Below are 16,737 nucleotides of genomic sequence, written 5' to 3'. Positions count from 1 at the left end.
CCGGGTTGCACTCCTTGCAGGGCGCCCCACGCGCCCCCGCAGCCATGCCGTCAGCCATGCCGTCCGAGCGTCCGAGCGCGCACCGTCCGAGCCGAGAGGAAGCGCTTCCTTGAGCCAGTACGTGTCCCGCCTCGGCGGCAGCCTCAGCGGGCGCCTCGCCGCCGCCCGCGCCGCCACCCGCCACGAACCGCCCCGGCTGCGCCTGCCGGCCGTCGGCCACCACCGCAAACCGCGCCGCGTGGCCATGCTCAGCGTGCACACCTCACCGCTGCACCAGCCCGGCACCGGAGACGCCGGCGGGATGAACGTCTACATCGTGGAGCTGGCCCGCCGACTCGCCGCGATCAACATCGACGTCGAGATCTTCACCCGCGCCACCACCGGCGGGCTCCCGCCCGTGGTGGAGCTGGCCCCCGGCGTCCTCGTACGCCATGTGGACGCCGGCCCCTACGAGGGCCTCGCCAAGGAGGAGCTCCCGGCCCAGCTGTGCGCCTTCACCCACGGCGTGATGCAGGCCTGGGCCGGCCACCGCCCCGGCTACTACGACCTCGTCCACTCCCACTACTGGCTCTCCGGGCACGTGGGCTGGCTCGCCGCCGAACGCTGGGGCGTGCCCCTCGTCCACGCCATGCACACCATGGCCAAGGTCAAGAACGCGGCGCTGGCCGAGGGCGACACCCCCGAGCCCGCCGCCCGCGTCATCGGCGAGACCCAGATCGTCTCCGCCGCCGACCGCCTCATCGCCAACACCGCCGAGGAAGCCGACGAGCTCGTCCGCCACTACGAGGCCGACCCCGCCAAGGTGGCCGTCGTACACCCCGGCGTGAACCTCGACCGCTTCACCGTCGGCGACGGCCGGGCCGCCGCCCGGGCCCGCCTCGGCCTCCCGCAGGACGCCGTCATACCCCTCTTCGCCGGGCGCATCCAGCCGCTGAAGGCCCCGGACATCCTGCTGCGCGCCGTGGCCGTCCTCGTCGACCGCGACCCCTCGCTGCGCCGCCGCCTCTTCGTCCCCGTCGTCGGCGGCCCGAGCGGCAGCGGCCTCGCCAAGCCCGAGGGCCTGCAGAAGCTCGCCGCGCAGCTGGGGATCGCCGACCTCGTGCACTTCCACCCGCCGGTCGCCCAGGACGGCCTCGCCGACTGGTTCCGGGCGGCGTCCGTGCTCGTCATGCCGTCCTACAGCGAGTCCTTCGGGCTCGTCGCGATAGAGGCCCAGGCCGCCGGCACCCCGGTGCTGGCCGCCGAGGTCGGCGGGCTGCCCGTCGCCGTCGACGACGGCGTCACGGGGATCCTCGTACCCGGACACGACCCGGCGGACTACGCGCGGCAGCTGCGCCGCTTCGTCGACGAGCCCCGGCTCGCGGACCGGATGGGGGCCGAGGCGGCGCGGCACGCGCAGTTCTTCGGCTGGGACACGGCCGCCGCCGGCACGGCGGACGTCTACACGGCGGCGATGCACGATCACCGCCGTCGCGTACGCTCCCACCATGGCTGACACCGCCGAGATCATCGAGAGCGCGCTCACCGGCGCGGAGCTGAGCTGGGAGAGCCCCCGGCCGGGCACCTACGTCGTCCAGCTCCCCGGTACGCGCAAGCTCAGCACCACCTGCTCGATCCGGGTCGGCCGGCACTCGCTGTCGGTCAACGCCTTCGTGATCCGCCACCCCGACGAGAACGAGGCGGGCGTCCACCGCTGGCTGCTGGAGCGCAACCTCAAGCTGTACGGGATGGCGTACGCGGTGGACCGCCTCGGCGACATCTACCTGACGGCCCGCCTGCCCCTATCGGTGGTCACCCCGGAGGAGCTGGACCGGCTGCTCGGCACGGTGCTGGAGGCCGCGGACGGTTCCTTCAACACCCTGCTGGAGCTGGGCTTCGCGAGCGCGATCCGGCGCGAGTACGAGTGGCGGGTCTCGCGCGGCGAGCCGACCTTCAACCTCGACGCCTTCAAGCACCTGACGCGCCCGCAGGACGAGTCGGCGGCCGCGCCCGGCGGCGGCCCGGCCGACTGACGCCGGCGGCCCCCCGACCGCCGGCGCCGGTCAGCCCGCCCGGACCGGGTCAGGGCCGGTGGGAGCCGGTCCGGTGGCAGCGGGCCCGGCGGGCGCGGGCGCCGGTCCGGTGTGCGGTGCTTCCGCCACCGCCACCGCCACCGCCTCCGGGTCGGCGGCGCCGCCGCCGGCCGCTGTCGGCCGCGTATCCCGGTCCCCGTCGGGCAGGTTGCGCATCAGCAGCCAGTAGCCGGCCGCCGCCACCGTGCCCAGTACGCCCGTGGCCGCCCACAGCCGGCCCGCGCCCCAGCGGTCGATCATGAAGCCCGCCATCAGGGGCGCCACCAGCGCGGCCACCGACCAGGACATCGTGTAGACGCCCTGGTAGCGCCCGCGCCCGTGCACCGGCGAGAGACGTACCACCAGGCTCATCTGGGTCGGCGAGTTGACGATCTCGGCGAGCGTCCACACGCACACCGTCAGCGCGTACGCCCACAGCGGCCCGGCGAATGCCGTCAGCGCGAATCCGTAGCCGGCCAGCAGCGCCGAGACGACCAGCAGCCGCTGCGGGTCGCGGTGCTCGATGAGGCGGGTGACGGGGATCTGCAGCACCACGATCAGCAGGCCGTTCACGGCGATGACGAGGCCGTAGTCCCCGGGTGAGAACCCGGCGGACCCCATCGCGACCGGCAGGCCCACAGAGCCCTGCGTGAAGATCAGCGAGATCAGGAACGACAGGCCGACCACACCCATGAACCGCCCGTCCCGCAGCACCGTCCCCAGCCCGATCTCCGTACCGGCGCCCGTCTTGCCGGGGGCGCCGGCCGCGGCGGCGCCGCCCGCGGGGCGGGACTCGGGCAGCTTGACGTAGACCAGCACCGCGCAGACCAGCGTGAGGGCTGCCTCGCCGAGGAAGCCGGCCAGGTAGCTGTGCTCGGCGATCAGTCCCGCCGCGGTCGCGCTGACGGCGAAGCCGAGGTTGATGGCCCAGTAGTTGAGCGCGAAGGCACGTACCCGGTCCTCGGGGCGGACGATGTCCGCCATCATCGCCGCGACCGCCGGGCGGGAGGCGTTCGAGGTCATGCCGACCAGCAGCGCCACCGCCGCGATCGCCGCCGGGTCCTCCATGAAGCCCAGCAGCGCCACCGAGAGGGCGGTCGAGGCCTGGGCCGCCAGCAGCGTCGGGCGCCGCCCCAGGCGGTCGGTCATCACCCCCGCGACCAGGGAGGACACCACACCGCCCAGCCCGTGGAGGGCGACGACGAGTCCCGCGAAGGAGGCCGAGTAGCCGCGGTCCAGCGTCAGGTACAAGGTCATGAAGGTGGCGACGAAGGCCCCGAGCCGGTTCACGAGCGTGCTCGTCCAGAGCCACCAGAACGCCCGGGGCAGCCCCGAGACGCTCTCCCGGGCAGCCCGGATCAGACTGGCAGCGGACATACGGAAATCCCCCCGAGAGTGTAAGTGCCGCTCTGGCGCTGTGCACATTACGAGGGGGCGGGCTCGGGGCGCCACCCAATTGACCCGAGCCGTCAATCGACACCCTCGCGCGTCCATTAGGCTCGTACGCATGGCCGACGCACCGTACAAGCTGATCCTCCTCCGCCACGGCGAGAGCGAATGGAACGCGAAGAACCTGTTCACCGGCTGGGTGGACGTCAACCTCACCGAGAAGGGCGAGAAGGAGGCGGTCCGTGGCGGTGAGCTGCTGAAGGACGCCGGCCTGCTGCCCGACGTTCTGCACACCTCCCTCCAGAAGCGCGCCATCCGCACCGCGCAGCTCGCGCTGGAGTCCGCGGACCGCCACTGGATCCCGGTGCACCGCTCCTGGCGCCTGAACGAGCGCCACTACGGCGCGCTGCAGGGCAAGGACAAGGCGCAGACCCTCGCGGAGTTCGGCGAGGAGCAGTTCATGCTGTGGCGCCGCTCCTACGACACCCCGCCGCCGGTGCTCCAGGACGGTACGGAGTTCTCCCAGTCCGAGGACCCGCGCTACGCGTCGATCCCCAACGAGCTGCGCCCGCGCACCGAGTGCCTGAAGGACGTCGTCGAGCGCATGCTGCCGTACTGGTACGACGGCATCGTCCCCGACCTGCTGGCGGGCCGCACGGTCCTGGTGGCCGCGCACGGCAACTCGCTGCGCGGTCTGGTCAAGCACCTCGACAGCATCTCCGACGAGGACATCACGGGCCTGAACATCCCGACCGGCATCCCGCTCGTCTACGAGCTCGACGCCGACTTCAAGCCCCTCAACCCGGGCGGCACCTACCTCGACCCGGCCGCGGCCGCGGCCGCCATCGAGGCCGTCAAGAACCAGGGCAAGAAGTAGCCTCCGGCCTCCTGAGCCGCGCAGAAGCCCCCGTCCGCTGTTCTCGCAGCGGGCGGGGGCTTCTCGGTGCTCCTCCGGGTCGGTCCGCGTTCCTCCGGGTCAGTCCGCGGCGGCCGGGGTGCTCCTGCGCCACTCCTCGCCTATCGAGCGGAGCAGGGCCGGGTAGACGCCCACGTAGCGGAAGGGCTTGATGGCCAGCATGTAGGCCGCGCCCATCAGGCCGTTGGGTTTCACCAGGACGGCCATCTGGCCGCGGTACCCGCCGTCGCCGTCCGGTACCCAGCCGATGTGCATCACGCCGTGCATGGTCTTGTTGGCCATCTCCGCCGCCCACTCGTCGTGCGTCTGGTAGACGGACGTGAACGGGGCCGCGACGAGGTCCGGGCCCCGCTCGCCCTCGCGGAGGTCCGCCGGCAGCCGGTCGCGGAGCGTCGGTACCCGGGAGCGGAGGCCGCCGGACGGCGTGTCCCAGCCGAGCAGGGCGCCGAGCTTCCACCGGATCGCGAAGAGCGCCCGTCCCAGGAAGGAGGGGACGGGGTCCCCCGTGCCCCGCGCGAACTGGCGTACCAGGCGGGCGAGGTCGTCGGGCCCGCCGGGGGTCGGCAGGGCCCACACGTCCTCAAGCCGGAAGTCGCCGGCGATCTCGTGGATGCGCCACGGGCGCGAGGTGTGGGCGGAACTGGGGAGTCTCATGCGCAAGCCCCTATCTATACGATGCCGTATAGACCGAGGTTAGCACCCATCTATACGGCACCGTATAGACGGGTCGGGTGAGAGGACGGACCATGGGCGCGACCCGCACGCCACGCGGCAGATGGATCGAGGAGGGACTGCGGGCACTGGCGGCCGGCGGCCCGGAGGCCGTCCGCGTCGAGGCGCTCGCGCAGGCGCTCGGCGTCAGCAAGGGCGGCTTCTACGGCTACTTCGGCAGCCGGGGCGCGCTGCTCACCGAGATGCTCGACACCTGGGAGCGGGAGGTCACCGAGGCGGTGATCGAGCTGGTCGAGAGCGGCGGGGGAGACGCCCGGGCGCGCCTGGACCGGCTGTTCACGATCGTCGCCTCGTACGAGGAAGGGCCGGTGGTCGGCGTCGACGCCGACCTGGCGATCCGCGACTGGGCGCGCCGGGACGAGTCCGTCGCCGAGCGGCTGCGCCGCGCCGACAGCCGGCGCATGGAGTACCTGCGCTCGCTGTTCCGCGCCTTCTGCGCCGACGAGGACGACGTCGAGGTCCGCTCCCTGATCACCTTCTCCCTGCGGATCGGCTCCCACTTCATCGCGGCGGACCACGGCGGCCGCAGCCGCGCGGAGGTCATGGAGCTCACCCGCAAGTGGCTCCTGCGCTGACCGCCGGAGGTGTGCCGGGCGCGCGAAAGGCCCCCCGCCGCGGGAGTCCGCGGGCAGGAGGCCCCTTCGCGTGGCCGGCCGGGTGGGCCCGGTCAGCCGCCGCACTGGCAGGGGGCACCGGACTGGCAGCCGCAGCCGCAGCCGGAGCCGCAGCCGCAGGCCGCGAGCAGCGGGAGCCGCAGCGGCTCGGGCTTCGGCGGCTGCTCCTGCTCCGGGGTGATGGGGACGGGGGAATCGGGCATGGTTCCTCCTCCAGGAGGCGGGGCCCCGCGGCATACGGGACTTCGTGCGACTGACCGCCTCGCCCTCATTCATGCCCAGCTCCGCGGGCGCGTCAACGGCGCACGGAAGCTCGGGGCCGCCCGCCCCGCCCGCCAACCGCGCCCGGCTCGCCAACCGCCGCCCGGCCCCCCGCCCGTCGCCCGTCGCCAGGTCCCGGCCGCCCGGAACGGCGGGGACGCGGCCGGGCCGCGTCAGTCGCCCTCGGCCGGGGTCGGCTGCTGGAGGTCGTCCGCGTGCTCGCCCGTCACCAGGTAGACCACGCGCTTGGCCACCGACACCGCGTGGTCCGCGAAGCGCTCGTAGTAGCGCCCGAGCAGCGTCACGTCCACCGCCGTCTCGATGCCGTGCTTCCAGCGGTCGTCCATCAGGTGCTGGAACAGCGTGCGGTGCAGCAGGTCCATCGCGTCGTCGTCCTGCTCCAGCTGGAGCGCCAGGTCGACGTCCTTCGTGATGATGACCTGGGCCGCCTTCGCCATCAGGCGCTGCGCCAGCTGCCCCATCTCCAGGATCGTCGCGTGCAGGTCCTGCGGCACGGCCCTGTCGGGGAAGCGCAGCCGGGCGAGCTTCGCCACGTGCTGGGCCAGGTCGCCGGCGCGCTCCAGGTCGGCGCTCATGCGCAGCGAGGTCACCACGATCCGCAGGTCGGTGGCGACCGGCTGCTGGCGGGCCAGGAGGGCGATGGCACGGGCCTCCAGGTCGTGCTGGAGGTCGTCGACCTTCCGGTCGGCGGCGATGACGCTCTCGGCGAGCTTGAGGTCGGCGTCGAGCATGGACGTCGTGGCCCGCCCGATCGCGGAACCGACGAGCCGGGCCATCTCGACCAGGCTTTCTCCGATCGAGTCCAGTTCCTCGTGGTACGCGTCGCGCATGTCTGGTGTCCCTCTCTCGGCCTACTGCTGAGGCTGTGCCCGGGCGGTCCGGAGCGGCCTTCCGCCCCATGTCCGCACGCTGCGCCGCGAACGCGTCCGACTCCGGCACCGCAGGTGAATCAACCCCGTCGCCGGGGTGAACTCTGGGCGACGACTGTTCGAGGTGCCCCCCGGACCGCTGTGGAAGTGGTGTCGTGCCTGCTTAACCTGGATCCATGGACGTGAACGCGGCGGTCGCCGCAGCTGCGGCGATCGCCGGTCTGTGCACCGGCGTCATCGCCATGCTGGCGTTCCGGTGGAGCGAGCGCGACCAGGCGCGCCCCACCCGGAGCTCCATGCGGCCCGACATCAACGCCATACTGCCGCCGGGCGTGGACACCGTGCTGTCCGTCCTCCGCTCCTCCGCCGTGGTCCTCGACGAGGGCGACGCCGTCGTCAAGGCCTCGTCCGCCGCCTATGCCCTAGGGCTCGTACGCGGCGGCAAGCTGGCCGTCGAACCCATGCTCCACATGGCCCGCGAGACCCGCCGCGACGGGGAGATACGGCAGGTCGAGCTGGACCTGCCCCGTCGCGGAACCGGCCGGGGCGAGGCCCTCGCCGTCTCCGCGCGCGTCGCCCCGCTCGGCTCCCGGCTGGTCCTCCTCCTGGTCGAGGACCTCACCGAGGCCCGCCGCATCGAGGCGGTACGCCGCGACTTCGTCGCCAACGTCTCCCACGAGCTGAAGACCCCGGTCGGGGCGATCTCCCTGCTGTCCGAGGCCGTCATGGACGCCGCGGACGACCCCGAGGCGGTCAGCCGCTTCGCCGGCCGCATGCAGATCGAGTCCACCCGGCTGATCAACCTCGTGCAGGAGCTCATCGACCTCTCCCGGGTGCAGAACGACGACCCGCTGGAGGACGCCGAGCCCGTCCGCGTGGACACGCTGGTCGCCGAGGCCGTCGACCGCTGCCGCCAGGCGGCGACCTCCAAGCAGATCACCATGGCCGTCGGCGGCACCTCCGACCTGCGCGTATGGGGCAACCGCGGACAGCTCGCGGCCGCCCTCGGCAACCTCGTCGAGAACGCCGTCAACTACAGCCCCGCCCGCACCCGCGTCGGAATCGCCGCACGTAGGGTGACGGCTCCCGGCGGGGACCTGATCGAGATCGCCGTGACCGACCAGGGCATCGGCATCCCGGAGAAGGACCGCGAGCGGATATTCGAACGCTTCTACCGTGTGGACCCGGCCCGCTCCCGCGCCACCGGTGGAACCGGCCTCGGCCTCGCGATCGTCAAGCACGTGGCCGCCTCGCACGGCGGCGAGGTGTCGGTGTGGAGCTCGGAGGGCCAGGGCTCCACCTTCACCCTGCGGCTGCCCGAGGCCGCCGCCTCCGCCCCCGCCCCTGCGGCCCCCAGCGCCCACCCGACCCCAGCCTGAACCACCACAGCTCCAGCCATCCCTGCCCCGGAGGTCCCTTCCGTGACCCGAGTGCTCGTCGTCGAGGATGAGGAATCCTTCAGCGACGCCCTGTCCTACATGCTCCGCAAGGAGGGGTTCGAGGTCGCCATCGCGGCGACCGGCCCCGACGGTCTCGACGAGTTCGAGCGCAACGGCGCCGACCTCGTCCTCCTCGACCTGATGCTGCCCGGTCTGCCCGGCACCGAGGTCTGCCGGCAGCTGCGCGGCCGCTCCAACGTCCCCGTGATCATGGTGACCGCCAAGGACAGCGAGATCGACAAGGTCGTCGGGCTGGAGATAGGAGCGGACGACTACGTCACCAAGCCCTTCTCCTCGCGCGAGCTGGTCGCACGCATCCGCGCGGTCCTGCGCCGTCGCGGAGAGCCCGAGGAGGTGACCCCGGCGGCCCTGGAGGCCGGCCCGGTACGGATGGACGTCGACCGGCACGTGGTCACCGTGGCCGGCGACAAGGTGGACCTCCCGCTGAAGGAGTTCGACCTGCTGGAGATGCTGCTGCGCAACGCGGGCCGCGTGCTGACCCGTATGCAGCTGATCGACCGGGTCTGGGGCGCTGACTACGTCGGCGACACCAAGACCCTCGACGTCCACGTCAAGCGCCTGCGCGCGAAGATCGAGCCGGACCCGGGCGCGCCGCGCTACCTGGTCACCGTCCGCGGCCTCGGCTACAAGTTCGAGCCGTGAGCGGGCCCCCCCGGGGCTCCCGCGGACCGTTAGGAGTCCGGAGGCGTCCGGGGCGGGGTCTGCGCCGCGGCGACGCGAAGGGCCCCCGCCCGCTGGTGCGGACGGGGGCCCTTCGCGTATGCGTGCGGACCGTGGGCGTACGGAGCTACGCCGTGACCCGGATCAGTGGCCCGCGGCGTGCGAGGCGGAGCCCGACGGGGAAGCGGCCGCCCCCGAGGGCGACTTCGACGCGGCGCCGGAGGCCGCGCCCGAGGCGCTGCCGGAGGGGGTGGCGCCGGCGGCCGGGCTGGCGGCCGGGCTGCCGGACGCGGTGGCCGCCGGGGTGGCGGAGGGAGCGGCGGACGGGCCGAAGCCCGCGTACATCCCGGTGGCCGGGACCACGAAGGCCTGCAGCTCCACGCCGCCGGTGCTGCTCAGCTGGAAGACGACCTTCTGCACGTCGCCGTTCTTGGCGGCCTCGGAGCCGTTCTCGATCACGGCGGAGGCGTTGCCCGCGCCGCCGAGCACCACGGAGCCGCCGGCCGGCACGGTGATCTTGTCGCCGCCCGCGGCCGGCTTCAGCGCGACCTTGCCCTTGCCATCCGCAAGGGTGATGCCGTCAAGCGTCTGTGCCTTGGTTCCGTTGTTGAAGACGGTCGCCGAGACGACGGCCGGGCCCTTCTTGTCCTTCTCGCCCTGGGTGATCACCAGAGCGTTCTGGATCTCGATGTCGCCCTTGGTTGCGGCGGCGTTGTCCGGCTTGATCTGGAGAGTCTGCGCGTCGTTGCCCGCACCGCATGCGGCCAGCGAGGCGATCGAGAACACGACGGCGGTGGCGGCGAGGGCGCCGCGTCGAAGGCTGCGGCTCACGGCGGCGGCAACTCCTTGGACGAACGGAAACGGAGGGTGGGCTCTCCCGGCAACCGCTGGGAGGTACCCCCGGAACGGCCGAGGTAAAGCCGCTCTAAGGGTGTGTCAGCGCGCTTAGGTTACCGAGCCGCCGCCCCGCCCCCGCACCCGACCCTCCGCAGGGGGGCGGCCGCCCTGGGGGCGGTCCACGATCTTGCATTCCGGCCGCGGTTCACCCTTGCCGTTCACCTCGCCGATCATGTGGGGCTCGCATATCGTGCGGCCGCCGCCCGTTGATCAATTCCGGGATTCCCTCGAACACCCCTCGGTGATCAATTCCGGATTGGGCCGGAACCCGCTGCCGCACGCGTCCCCGCCAGCCGAACGGAGCAGTTCGGTTTCCCGACGCCCAACCCGGCAAAACGGGACGTACGTCACACTGGTGGGGGTGCGCGAGGGGCGCGGCGCGGCGCTTTCGCCTGGTCCGCGCAGCGCCCCCGACCTGCGAATACCCCCTTCCGGAACCCTTCCGCAGCACGTTCCTGTTGCTGTTGTCAAGCCCCGAGATGTGCCCTGACCTGCGAAAACGCCATTCATAACGGTCAGTTCTCGTGTTACCCTGGATAGCCACGGAAGGGGTACCTGTCACATGACGTTCAAGGTTGGCGACACCGTGGTCTATCCCCATCACGGGGCCGCGCTGATCGAGGCCATTGAGACTCGCCAGATCAAAGGCGTGGACAAGACCTACTTGGTGCTCAAGGTCGCCCAGGGCGACCTGACGGTTCGTGTGCCTGCGGACAATGCGGAGTTCGTCGGCGTTCGCGACGTAGTCGGCCAGGACGGGCTGGACCGGGTCTTCGAGGTGCTTCGTGCACCGTATGCAGAAGAGCCGACGAACTGGTCCCGGCGCTACAAGGCAAATCTGGAGAAGCTCGCTTCTGGCGATGTCATCAAGGTCGCCGAAGTGGTGCGTGACCTGTGGCGTCGTGAGCGCGAGCGCGGGCTCTCCGCGGGCGAGAAGCGCATGCTCGCGAAGGCGCGCCAGATCCTGGTCAGCGAGCTCGCGCTCGCTGAGAACACGAACGAGGACAAGGCCGAGGCCCTCCTCGACGAGGTGCTCGCGTCCTGACGCGAGGCCCCGTGCACGGTGTGCACAGCTTGCCGCGGTGCCCGATGACAAGGCTTCTCCCCCAGGAGAGACCTGTTGCCGGGCGCTGCGGCATGTCTGTATCCCCACCCCTCAGCCGTACTCGTACTTCTGCATCCCCGGCCGTACTCGTACTTCCCACTGGCGCGCCGGGTCCGGGCAGCCTGCTCGACCGGTCGTCACGGAAGGGGCGAGGGGCGTCGCACCCGGCACCCTTCAGGCCATACCCATGTCGGCCGAAGTCACAAACCTGGCTCGGAAACCTGGCTCGGAGCTACTGATGTCTGACGAAACGCGCCCCCGCCGCACGGCCGCGGTGATCCCGGCCGCCGGCCGCGGCGTACGCCTCGGTCCCGGCGCCCCGAAGGCGCTGAGGGCCCTCGGCGGCACCCCGATGCTCGTCCACGCCGTCCGCGCGATGGCCCGCTCCCGCGCGGTGTCCGTCGTGGTGGTCGTCGCCCCCGCCGCCGAAACGGCCGAGGTGCGCCTGCTGCTGGGCGAGCACGCGCTGCCCGAGCGGACCGAGGTCCGCGTCGTCCCCGGAGGCGAGACCCGCCAGGAGTCCGTACGGGCCGGCCTGGAGGCGCTGCCGCAGGACGTCACCTCCGTACTGATCCACGACGCGGCCCGCCCGCTCGTCCCCGTGGACACCGTGGACGCCGTCGTCGAGGCCGTGCGCGACGGCGCGCGCGCCGTGGTGCCCGCGCTCCCGCTGGCCGACACCGTGAAGGAGGTCGAGCCCGGGAAGCCCGGCGAGCCCGAGCCGGTCGTCGCCACGCCCGCGCGGGCCCGGCTGCGCGCCGTGCAGACCCCGCAGGGCTTCGACCTCGCCACGCTCCTGCGGGCGCACGCCGCGATCGCCGTGGACGGCGAGGGCGCCACCGACGACGCCGGCATGGTGGAACGCCTCGGCGTCCCCGTCGTGGTGATCCCCGGACACGAAGAGGCCTTCAAGGTCACCCGACCGCTCGACCTGGTCCTCGCAGAGGCCGTACTCGCCCGCAGGAGGGCCACCGATGGGTTCTGACCCCGCCGCCGCACCGCTGATCCCGCTCGTCGGGATCGGCACCGACGTGCACGCCTTCGAGACCGGCCGCGAGCTGTGGTGCGCCGGCCTGCTGTGGGAGGGGGAGGACGGCCTCGCCGGGCACTCCGACGGCGACGTCGCCGCCCACGCCGCCTGCGACGCCCTCTTCTCGGCCGCCGGAGTCGGCGACCTGGGCGCGCACTTCGGCACCTCCCGCCCCGAGTGGTCCGGCGCCGCCGGCACCACCCTGCTGGCGGAGGCCGCCCGGATCGTGCGCGCGGAGGGCTTCGAGATCGGCAACATCGCCATCCAGGTGATCGGCGTACGCCCGAAGATCGGCAAGCGGCGCGAAGAGGCGCAGAAGGCGCTCGCGGCCGCCGCGGGCGCCCCCGTCTCCGTGTCGGGCACCACCACCGACGGACTGGGCCTCACCGGCCGGGCCGAAGGGCTCGCGGCCATCGCCACCGCCCTCGTGTACCGGACGAACCGGGCCTGAACGCCCGCGGGGACGGCACATCTTCGGCAACAAAGCGGCCCCGCGGCCCCAAAGGTCGCGGGGCACTGCTACAGGCGCACTACCCTGGATGCCGTGACTATTCGCCTGTACGACACCAACGCCCGGCAGATCCGCGACTTCACCCCGCTCGTCCCGGGCTGCGTCTCGATCTACCTCTGTGGTGCCACCGTGCAGGCGGCCCCGCACATCGGGCACATCCGGTCGGGCCTCAACTTCGACATGATGCGCCGCTGGTTCGAGTACCGCGGCTACGACGTCACCTTCATCCGCAACGTCACCGACATCGACGACAAGATCATCGCGAAGTCGGCCGAGCAGGGCCGCCCCTGGTGGTCCATCGGCTACGACAACGAGCAGGCCTTCAACAGCGGGTACGACGCCCTCGGCTGCCTGCGGCCCACCTACGAGCCGCGCGCCACGGGCCATGTCCCCGAGATGATCGAGATGATGCGCGGGCTGATCGAGCGCGGCCACGCCTACGAGGCCGACGGCAACGTCTACTTCGACGTGCGCTCCTTCCCCGGCTACCTGAGCCTGTCCAACCAGGAGCTCGACAACCTGCTCCAGCCCTCCGGCGAGGGCGAGACGGGCAAGCGCGACCCGCGCGACTTCGCCATGTGGAAGTCCGTCAAGCCGGGCGAGCCCTCCTGGGAGACCCCGTGGGGCCGCGGCCGTCCCGGCTGGCACCTCGAATGCTCAGCCATGGCGCACAAGTACCTCGGCGAGGCCTTCGACATCCACGGCGGCGGCCTCGACCTGATCTTCCCGCACCACGAGAACGAGATCGCCCAGGCCAAGGCCTTCGGCGACGAGTTCGCGAACTACTGGGTCCACAACGCCTGGGTCACCATGTCCGGCGAGAAGATGTCCAAGTCCCTCGGGAACTCGGTGCTCGTCTCCGAGATGGTCAAGCAGTGGCGCCCGATCGTCCTGCGCTACTACCTCGGCACCCCGCACTACCGGTCGATGATCGAGTACAGCGAGGAGGCGCTGCGCGAGGCCGAGTCGGCCTTCGCCCGCATCGAGGGCTTCATCCAGCGCGTCGTGGAGAAGGCCGGCGGCCCGGTCGAGGCGGCGGAGGAGGTCCCGCCCGCCTTCGCCGAGGCCATGGACGACGACCTCGGCGTCCCGCAGGCGCTCGCCATCGTCCACACCACCGTCCGTCAGGGCAACAGCGCGCTCGCCGCCGACGACAAGGACGCGGCCATCGCCCGCCTGTCCGAGGTACGGGCCATGCTGGGCGTCCTCGGCCTGGACCCGCTCGACGCGCACTGGGCCGGCGAGAGCGACCGAGGCGAGGACCTCCACGGCGCCGTGGACACGCTCGTACGCCTTGTCCTGGACCAGCGCGAGTCCGCCCGGTCCCGCAAGGACTGGGCGACCGCCGACGCCATCCGCGACCAGCTCCAGCAGTCCGGTCTGGTCATCGAGGACAGCCCGACGGGGCCGCGCTGGACGCTCGGCCCCCGCTGAGCCCCCGGCACCCGGAGCAGTCCGACTGTGCCGCCCGGCCCCCCGGGCGGCACACTCTTCATACGTACATATCGCAGCACCAACGAAACAGGTAGAGGTCATGGCCGGGAACAGCCAGCGCAGGAACCGCCGCACGTCCAACAAGAAGGGCGCTACGGTCGGCAGCGGTGGCCAGCGGCGCAAGGGCCTGGAGGGCAAGGGCCCCACGCCCAAGGCCGAGGACCGCAAGAAGCACAAGGCGAACCGCATCGCCAACGCCATGGCCCGCCAGGCCGCCAAGCGCCGTCCGGCACCGCGCCGCGGCGGCCCCAAGGGCACCAGCGAGATGGTCGTCGGCCGCAACCCGGTCTTCGAGGCGCTGCGCGACGGCGTGCCCGCCACGACGCTCTACGTCCAGCAGTTCATCGACAACGACGAGCGCGTCCGCGAAGCCCTCCAGCTCGCCTCCGAGCGCGGCAACGTCAACCTGATGGAAGCCCCGCGCCCCGAACTCGACCGCATGACCAACGGGCTCAACCACCAGGGCCTGGTCCTCCAGGTCCCGCCGTACGAGTACGCACACCCCGAGGACCTCACCGCCGAGGCCTACGACAACGGTGAGGACCCCCTCATCGTCGCCCTCGACGGCGTCACCGACCCGCGCAACCTCGGCGCGATCGTCCGCTCCGTCTCCGCCTTCGGCGGCCACGGCGTGGTCATCCCCGAGCGCCGCGCCGCCGGTATGACCGCCGGTGCCTGGAAGACCTCGGCCGGCACCGCGGCCCGCACCCCGGTCTCCCGCGTCACCAACCTCACCCGCGCCCTGCAGGAGTACAAGAAGGCCGGCATCGCCGTCGTCGGCCTCGCCGCCGAGGGCACGCACGAGGTGCAGGACCTGGAGGCGCTCGGCGGCCCGGTCGTCATCGTCGTCGGCTCCGAGGGCAAGGGCCTGGGCCGCCTCGTCGGCGAGAACTGCGACTACCTCGTGCGCATCCCGATGCCGGGCGGCGCCGAGTCCCTCAACGCCGGTGTCGCCGCGGGCGTCGTGCTCTACGAGGCGGCCCGCCGCCGCGCCGCGCAGCCCCGGACCTGACCGCCGCACCTGATCGCTTGATCCACTTGGCCCACGGAAAGTGACCCGTGAGCGTGCCACCCCGCCCGTTTCGGGCGGGGTGGCTTGATCTTGACGGGTCTCGGACAGATCCCTGATGTCAAGGCAGTGTCCTAACCACTGATCACTCGGTTAGATGAGTGTGGACACCAGAACGTCAGGGTTCGACGACCAGCCCGCGCTGAGCATGGTCAAGGTGCCGTGCGACCCCGCACAGGTCATCGTCAACCACGCCAGCTTCCGCGTGCGGCTCGCACCGAGCCCGAGCGCGCGTTCCAAGCCCGCGAAGGCCCCCGGCCGCGCACCCGTCCTGGGCGGCGCCGTGGTGGCCGCCGCCGGGGCCACCCGCCGCCGGGCCCCCGTGGTCTGGAGCGGCAAGTCCGACACCGGCGACAGTGCCGCGGCCATGGGCGGACTGCTCCAGGCCGTCCGCGGCCACGACGCCTACGACGGCGGCGCGACCCAGGTCATCCCGCGCGTCGACATGGCCCACGACCTCGCCGAGGACACCCTCGCCACGCCGACCGTCGTCGGCCAGCGCAGCTACGGGGACCCCGCCGAGACGCGCCCGCTGGCCGCCGTACGGGACCTCCCGTACGAGCAGCCGCCCGGCTCCGGGGCGGGCAACGGGCCCGACTCCCGGCGCCCCGCGGCCGACAACCGGGCGCAGGCCTCCTACTACCCCGGCCGCCGGATGAACCTCGGCGTCGTGCTGCTCCCGCTGCGCGTCTTCCTCGGCTTCATCTCCATCTACGCCGGCATGGGCAAGCTGTGCGACCCCGTCTACTTCGACGGCGGCGAGCGCGGCTCCATGGTCACCTGGCTGAACACCCTGACCCCGTGGGCGCTGGCCGAGCCGCTGCGCGACTTCGCGCTCGCCCACCCGGTGGGGGCCGGGCTCAGTGTGGCCTTCCTCCAGGTCATCGTCGGCGTCCTGACGGTCTTCGGCCTGTGGCAGCGGTTCGCCGCCTGCTTCGGGGCGCTGCTGTCCGCCGCGCTGCTGATGACGGTCAGCTGGAAGACCGTCCCGGCCTACGACGCGCCCGACATCATCTACCTCGCCGCCTGGAGCCCGCTGATCATCGCGGGCGCCCCGGTGTACTCCCTCGACGGGCGGCTCGCCGGCGAGGCGTGGCGCACCCTCGGCCCCCGCTCCGAGGTGTGGCAGCTGCGCCGCCGCGTGCTGCGGCGCGGGGCCGTCATGGCGACCGTCGTCTGCGGCCTCACCCTGCTCGTCGGCTCGCTCCTCGGCGGCGCCGTCCGCTCCACCACCGTGGTCACCGTCCCCGGTCCCGGCGAGGCTCCCAGCAACTACCTGCCGGGCCGCCCGCTGCCGCAGGCGCCGGCCAGGCAGCAGCCCGCACAGCAGCCGAACCGGCAGTCGTCCTCGCCGACGCCCACCCCGTCCGAGTCGTCCGCCAAGGCCGGCAGGACCGCCTCGGGCGCACCCTCGCGGGGGACCGCGGGGACGGGCTCGGAGTCGCCCACCGCGACCAGGGGCACGACCGGCAAGCAGACCCCGCGCAGCACGCCCCGGCAGTCCGCGGCACCGAAGTCGCCGACCTCCTCGTCGGGGAGCACCACGCGCGGGGGAAGCACAGCTCCGACCAAGCAGCCCGGCCTGATCGGCGGGCTCATCGGCTGAGCCCTCCGCCAGGGGCCGGCACACACAGGGGCCCGGCACGCGAGAGCGTGCC

17 protein-coding genes are annotated in these 16,737 nt (G+C 72.5%); 12 read left to right on the top strand and 5 right to left on the bottom strand.

What is annotated here, in order from left to right; translation table 11 throughout:
- The first annotated feature begins 109 nt into the window (after nucleotides 1-109).
- Together mshA and BSL84_RS15240 are read left to right on the top strand one after the other, a co-directional pair.
- Entirely contained in the window at nucleotides 110-1,495 is a 1,386-nt protein-coding gene (mshA, locus tag BSL84_RS15245) for a D-inositol-3-phosphate glycosyltransferase (protein WP_030030772.1), read from the top strand.
- Nucleotides 1,488-2,012 carry a YbjN domain-containing protein gene (locus BSL84_RS15240; RefSeq protein ID WP_045323060.1) on the top strand — a complete coding sequence of 175 codons (525 nt, stop codon included), beginning with the start codon at nucleotides 1,488-1,490 and terminating at the stop codon, nucleotides 2,010-2,012. The genes mshA and BSL84_RS15240 overlap by 8 nt, the downstream gene beginning before the upstream one ends.
- A 30-nt stretch (nucleotides 2,013-2,042) precedes the next feature.
- Here the strand turns inward: BSL84_RS15240 and BSL84_RS15235 are convergent, their stop codons facing one another.
- Nucleotides 2,043-3,428: an MDR family MFS transporter gene (locus BSL84_RS15235; RefSeq protein WP_079273205.1), complete on the bottom strand. Its 1,386-nt coding sequence runs from the start codon at nucleotides 3,426-3,428 to the stop codon at nucleotides 2,043-2,045.
- A gap of 130 nt (nucleotides 3,429-3,558) precedes the next feature.
- Here BSL84_RS15235 and BSL84_RS15230 point away from each other — a divergent pair, with 130 nt between their 5' ends.
- Nucleotides 3,559-4,317, top strand: coding sequence for a phosphoglyceromutase (locus BSL84_RS15230; protein ID WP_030031089.1), 759 nt, complete (start codon nucleotides 3,559-3,561; stop codon nucleotides 4,315-4,317).
- Nucleotides 4,318-4,416: 99 nt separating this feature from the next.
- Here BSL84_RS15230 and BSL84_RS15225 read toward each other — a convergent pair whose 3' ends face one another.
- Nucleotides 4,417-5,010, bottom strand: a complete 594-nt coding sequence (locus tag BSL84_RS15225; protein WP_075970542.1) for a DUF2867 domain-containing protein — start codon at nucleotides 5,008-5,010, stop codon at nucleotides 4,417-4,419.
- 92 nt (nucleotides 5,011-5,102) lie between these two features.
- Between BSL84_RS15225 and BSL84_RS15220 the strand changes: the two genes are divergently transcribed.
- On the top strand, nucleotides 5,103-5,663 hold the full coding sequence (locus BSL84_RS15220) for a TetR/AcrR family transcriptional regulator (RefSeq protein WP_030031091.1): 561 nt from the start codon (nucleotides 5,103-5,105) through the stop codon (nucleotides 5,661-5,663).
- 92 nt (nucleotides 5,664-5,755) lie between these two features.
- On the opposite strand, the gene BSL84_RS36515 is transcribed toward BSL84_RS15220, so the two are convergent.
- Entirely contained in the window at nucleotides 5,756-5,905 is a 150-nt protein-coding gene (locus BSL84_RS36515; protein WP_167350612.1) for a hypothetical protein, read from the bottom strand.
- Nucleotides 5,906-6,136: 231 nt separating this feature from the next.
- The gene (gene phoU, locus BSL84_RS15215; RefSeq protein ID WP_030031419.1) at nucleotides 6,137-6,814 is read right to left on the bottom strand and encodes a phosphate signaling complex protein PhoU; all 678 of its coding nucleotides are present in this window, start codon (nucleotides 6,812-6,814) and stop codon (nucleotides 6,137-6,139) included.
- A 215-nt stretch (nucleotides 6,815-7,029) separates the two neighbouring features.
- On the opposite strand from phoU, the gene BSL84_RS15210 reads away from it, so the two are divergent.
- A complete protein-coding gene (locus BSL84_RS15210; RefSeq protein ID WP_045323061.1) occupies nucleotides 7,030-8,232 on the top strand; it encodes a sensor histidine kinase in 1,203 nt (400 codons plus the stop codon).
- Nucleotides 8,233-8,274: 42 nt separating this feature from the next.
- A complete protein-coding gene (locus BSL84_RS15205) occupies nucleotides 8,275-8,955 on the top strand; it encodes a response regulator transcription factor (RefSeq protein WP_030031421.1) in 681 nt (226 codons plus the stop codon).
- A gap of 162 nt (nucleotides 8,956-9,117) precedes the next feature.
- Here BSL84_RS15205 and BSL84_RS15200 read toward each other — a convergent pair whose 3' ends face one another.
- Nucleotides 9,118-9,804 carry a hypothetical protein gene (locus tag BSL84_RS15200; RefSeq protein ID WP_045323062.1) on the bottom strand — a complete coding sequence of 229 codons (687 nt, stop codon included), beginning with the start codon at nucleotides 9,802-9,804 and terminating at the stop codon, nucleotides 9,118-9,120.
- A 628-nt stretch (nucleotides 9,805-10,432) separates the two neighbouring features.
- Between BSL84_RS15200 and BSL84_RS15190 the strand changes: the two genes are divergently transcribed.
- The 6 genes from BSL84_RS15190 to BSL84_RS15165 all read left to right on the top strand — a co-directional run bounded on the left by BSL84_RS15190 (nucleotide 10,433) and on the right by BSL84_RS15165 (nucleotide 16,685).
- Nucleotides 10,433-10,915 (top strand): CarD family transcriptional regulator, encoded by a 483-nt coding sequence (locus BSL84_RS15190; protein WP_003953493.1) that lies wholly within the window; start codon nucleotides 10,433-10,435, stop codon nucleotides 10,913-10,915.
- 298 nt (nucleotides 10,916-11,213) lie between these two features.
- On the top strand, nucleotides 11,214-11,960 hold the full coding sequence (gene ispD / locus BSL84_RS15185; protein ID WP_075970541.1) for a 2-C-methyl-D-erythritol 4-phosphate cytidylyltransferase: 747 nt from the start codon (nucleotides 11,214-11,216) through the stop codon (nucleotides 11,958-11,960).
- Nucleotides 11,950-12,456: a 2-C-methyl-D-erythritol 2,4-cyclodiphosphate synthase gene (gene ispF, locus BSL84_RS15180; protein WP_045323063.1), complete on the top strand. Its 507-nt coding sequence runs from the start codon at nucleotides 11,950-11,952 to the stop codon at nucleotides 12,454-12,456. The genes ispD and ispF overlap by 11 nt, the downstream gene beginning before the upstream one ends.
- A gap of 93 nt (nucleotides 12,457-12,549) precedes the next feature.
- Entirely contained in the window at nucleotides 12,550-13,950 is a 1,401-nt protein-coding gene (gene cysS, locus BSL84_RS15175) for a cysteine--tRNA ligase (RefSeq protein ID WP_030028699.1), read from the top strand.
- A 100-nt stretch (nucleotides 13,951-14,050) separates the two neighbouring features.
- A complete protein-coding gene (gene rlmB / locus BSL84_RS15170) occupies nucleotides 14,051-15,022 on the top strand; it encodes a 23S rRNA (guanosine(2251)-2'-O)-methyltransferase RlmB (RefSeq protein WP_030028701.1) in 972 nt (323 codons plus the stop codon).
- Between the two features lie 154 nt (nucleotides 15,023-15,176).
- Nucleotides 15,177-16,685 (top strand): DoxX family protein, encoded by a 1,509-nt coding sequence (locus BSL84_RS15165; protein WP_075970540.1) that lies wholly within the window; start codon nucleotides 15,177-15,179, stop codon nucleotides 16,683-16,685.
- Nucleotides 16,686-16,737 lie beyond the last annotated feature (52 nt).

Origin of the sequence: Streptomyces sp. TN58, from assembly GCF_001941845.1 — a bacterium.
Classification (GTDB): Bacteria; Actinomycetota; Actinomycetes; order Streptomycetales; family Streptomycetaceae; genus Streptomyces.
Note: the sequence above shows the minus strand (reverse complement) of the source record. Positions and strands in the feature narration are given on the sequence as shown.

What these genes read in the sequence shown, in the direction of transcription:
- BSL84_RS15240 (WP_045323060.1), top strand. Translation starts at nt 1,488, where the DNA reads ATGGCTGACACCGCCGAGATCATCGAGAGCGCGCTCACCGGCGCGGAG.
- BSL84_RS15190 (WP_003953493.1), top strand. Translation starts at nt 10,433, where the DNA reads ATGACGTTCAAGGTTGGCGACACCGTGGTCTATCCCCATCACGGGGCC.
- ispD (WP_075970541.1), top strand. Translation starts at nt 11,214, where the DNA reads ATGTCTGACGAAACGCGCCCCCGCCGCACGGCCGCGGTGATCCCGGCC.
- BSL84_RS15220 (WP_030031091.1), top strand. Translation starts at nt 5,103, where the DNA reads ATGGGCGCGACCCGCACGCCACGCGGCAGATGGATCGAGGAGGGACTG.
- BSL84_RS15210 (WP_045323061.1), top strand. Translation starts at nt 7,030, where the DNA reads ATGGACGTGAACGCGGCGGTCGCCGCAGCTGCGGCGATCGCCGGTCTG.
- BSL84_RS36515 (WP_167350612.1), bottom strand. Translation starts at nt 5,905, where the DNA reads ATGCCCGATTCCCCCGTCCCCATCACCCCGGAGCAGGAGCAGCCGCCG.
- BSL84_RS15235 (WP_079273205.1), bottom strand. Translation starts at nt 3,428, where the DNA reads ATGTCCGCTGCCAGTCTGATCCGGGCTGCCCGGGAGAGCGTCTCGGGG.
- rlmB (WP_030028701.1), top strand. Translation starts at nt 14,051, where the DNA reads ATGGCCGGGAACAGCCAGCGCAGGAACCGCCGCACGTCCAACAAGAAG.
- phoU (WP_030031419.1), bottom strand. Translation starts at nt 6,814, where the DNA reads ATGCGCGACGCGTACCACGAGGAACTGGACTCGATCGGAGAAAGCCTG.
- BSL84_RS15165 (WP_075970540.1), top strand. Translation starts at nt 15,177, where the DNA reads ATGAGTGTGGACACCAGAACGTCAGGGTTCGACGACCAGCCCGCGCTG.
- ispF (WP_045323063.1), top strand. Translation starts at nt 11,950, where the DNA reads ATGGGTTCTGACCCCGCCGCCGCACCGCTGATCCCGCTCGTCGGGATC.
- BSL84_RS15230 (WP_030031089.1), top strand. Translation starts at nt 3,559, where the DNA reads ATGGCCGACGCACCGTACAAGCTGATCCTCCTCCGCCACGGCGAGAGC.
- BSL84_RS15225 (WP_075970542.1), bottom strand. Translation starts at nt 5,010, where the DNA reads ATGAGACTCCCCAGTTCCGCCCACACCTCGCGCCCGTGGCGCATCCAC.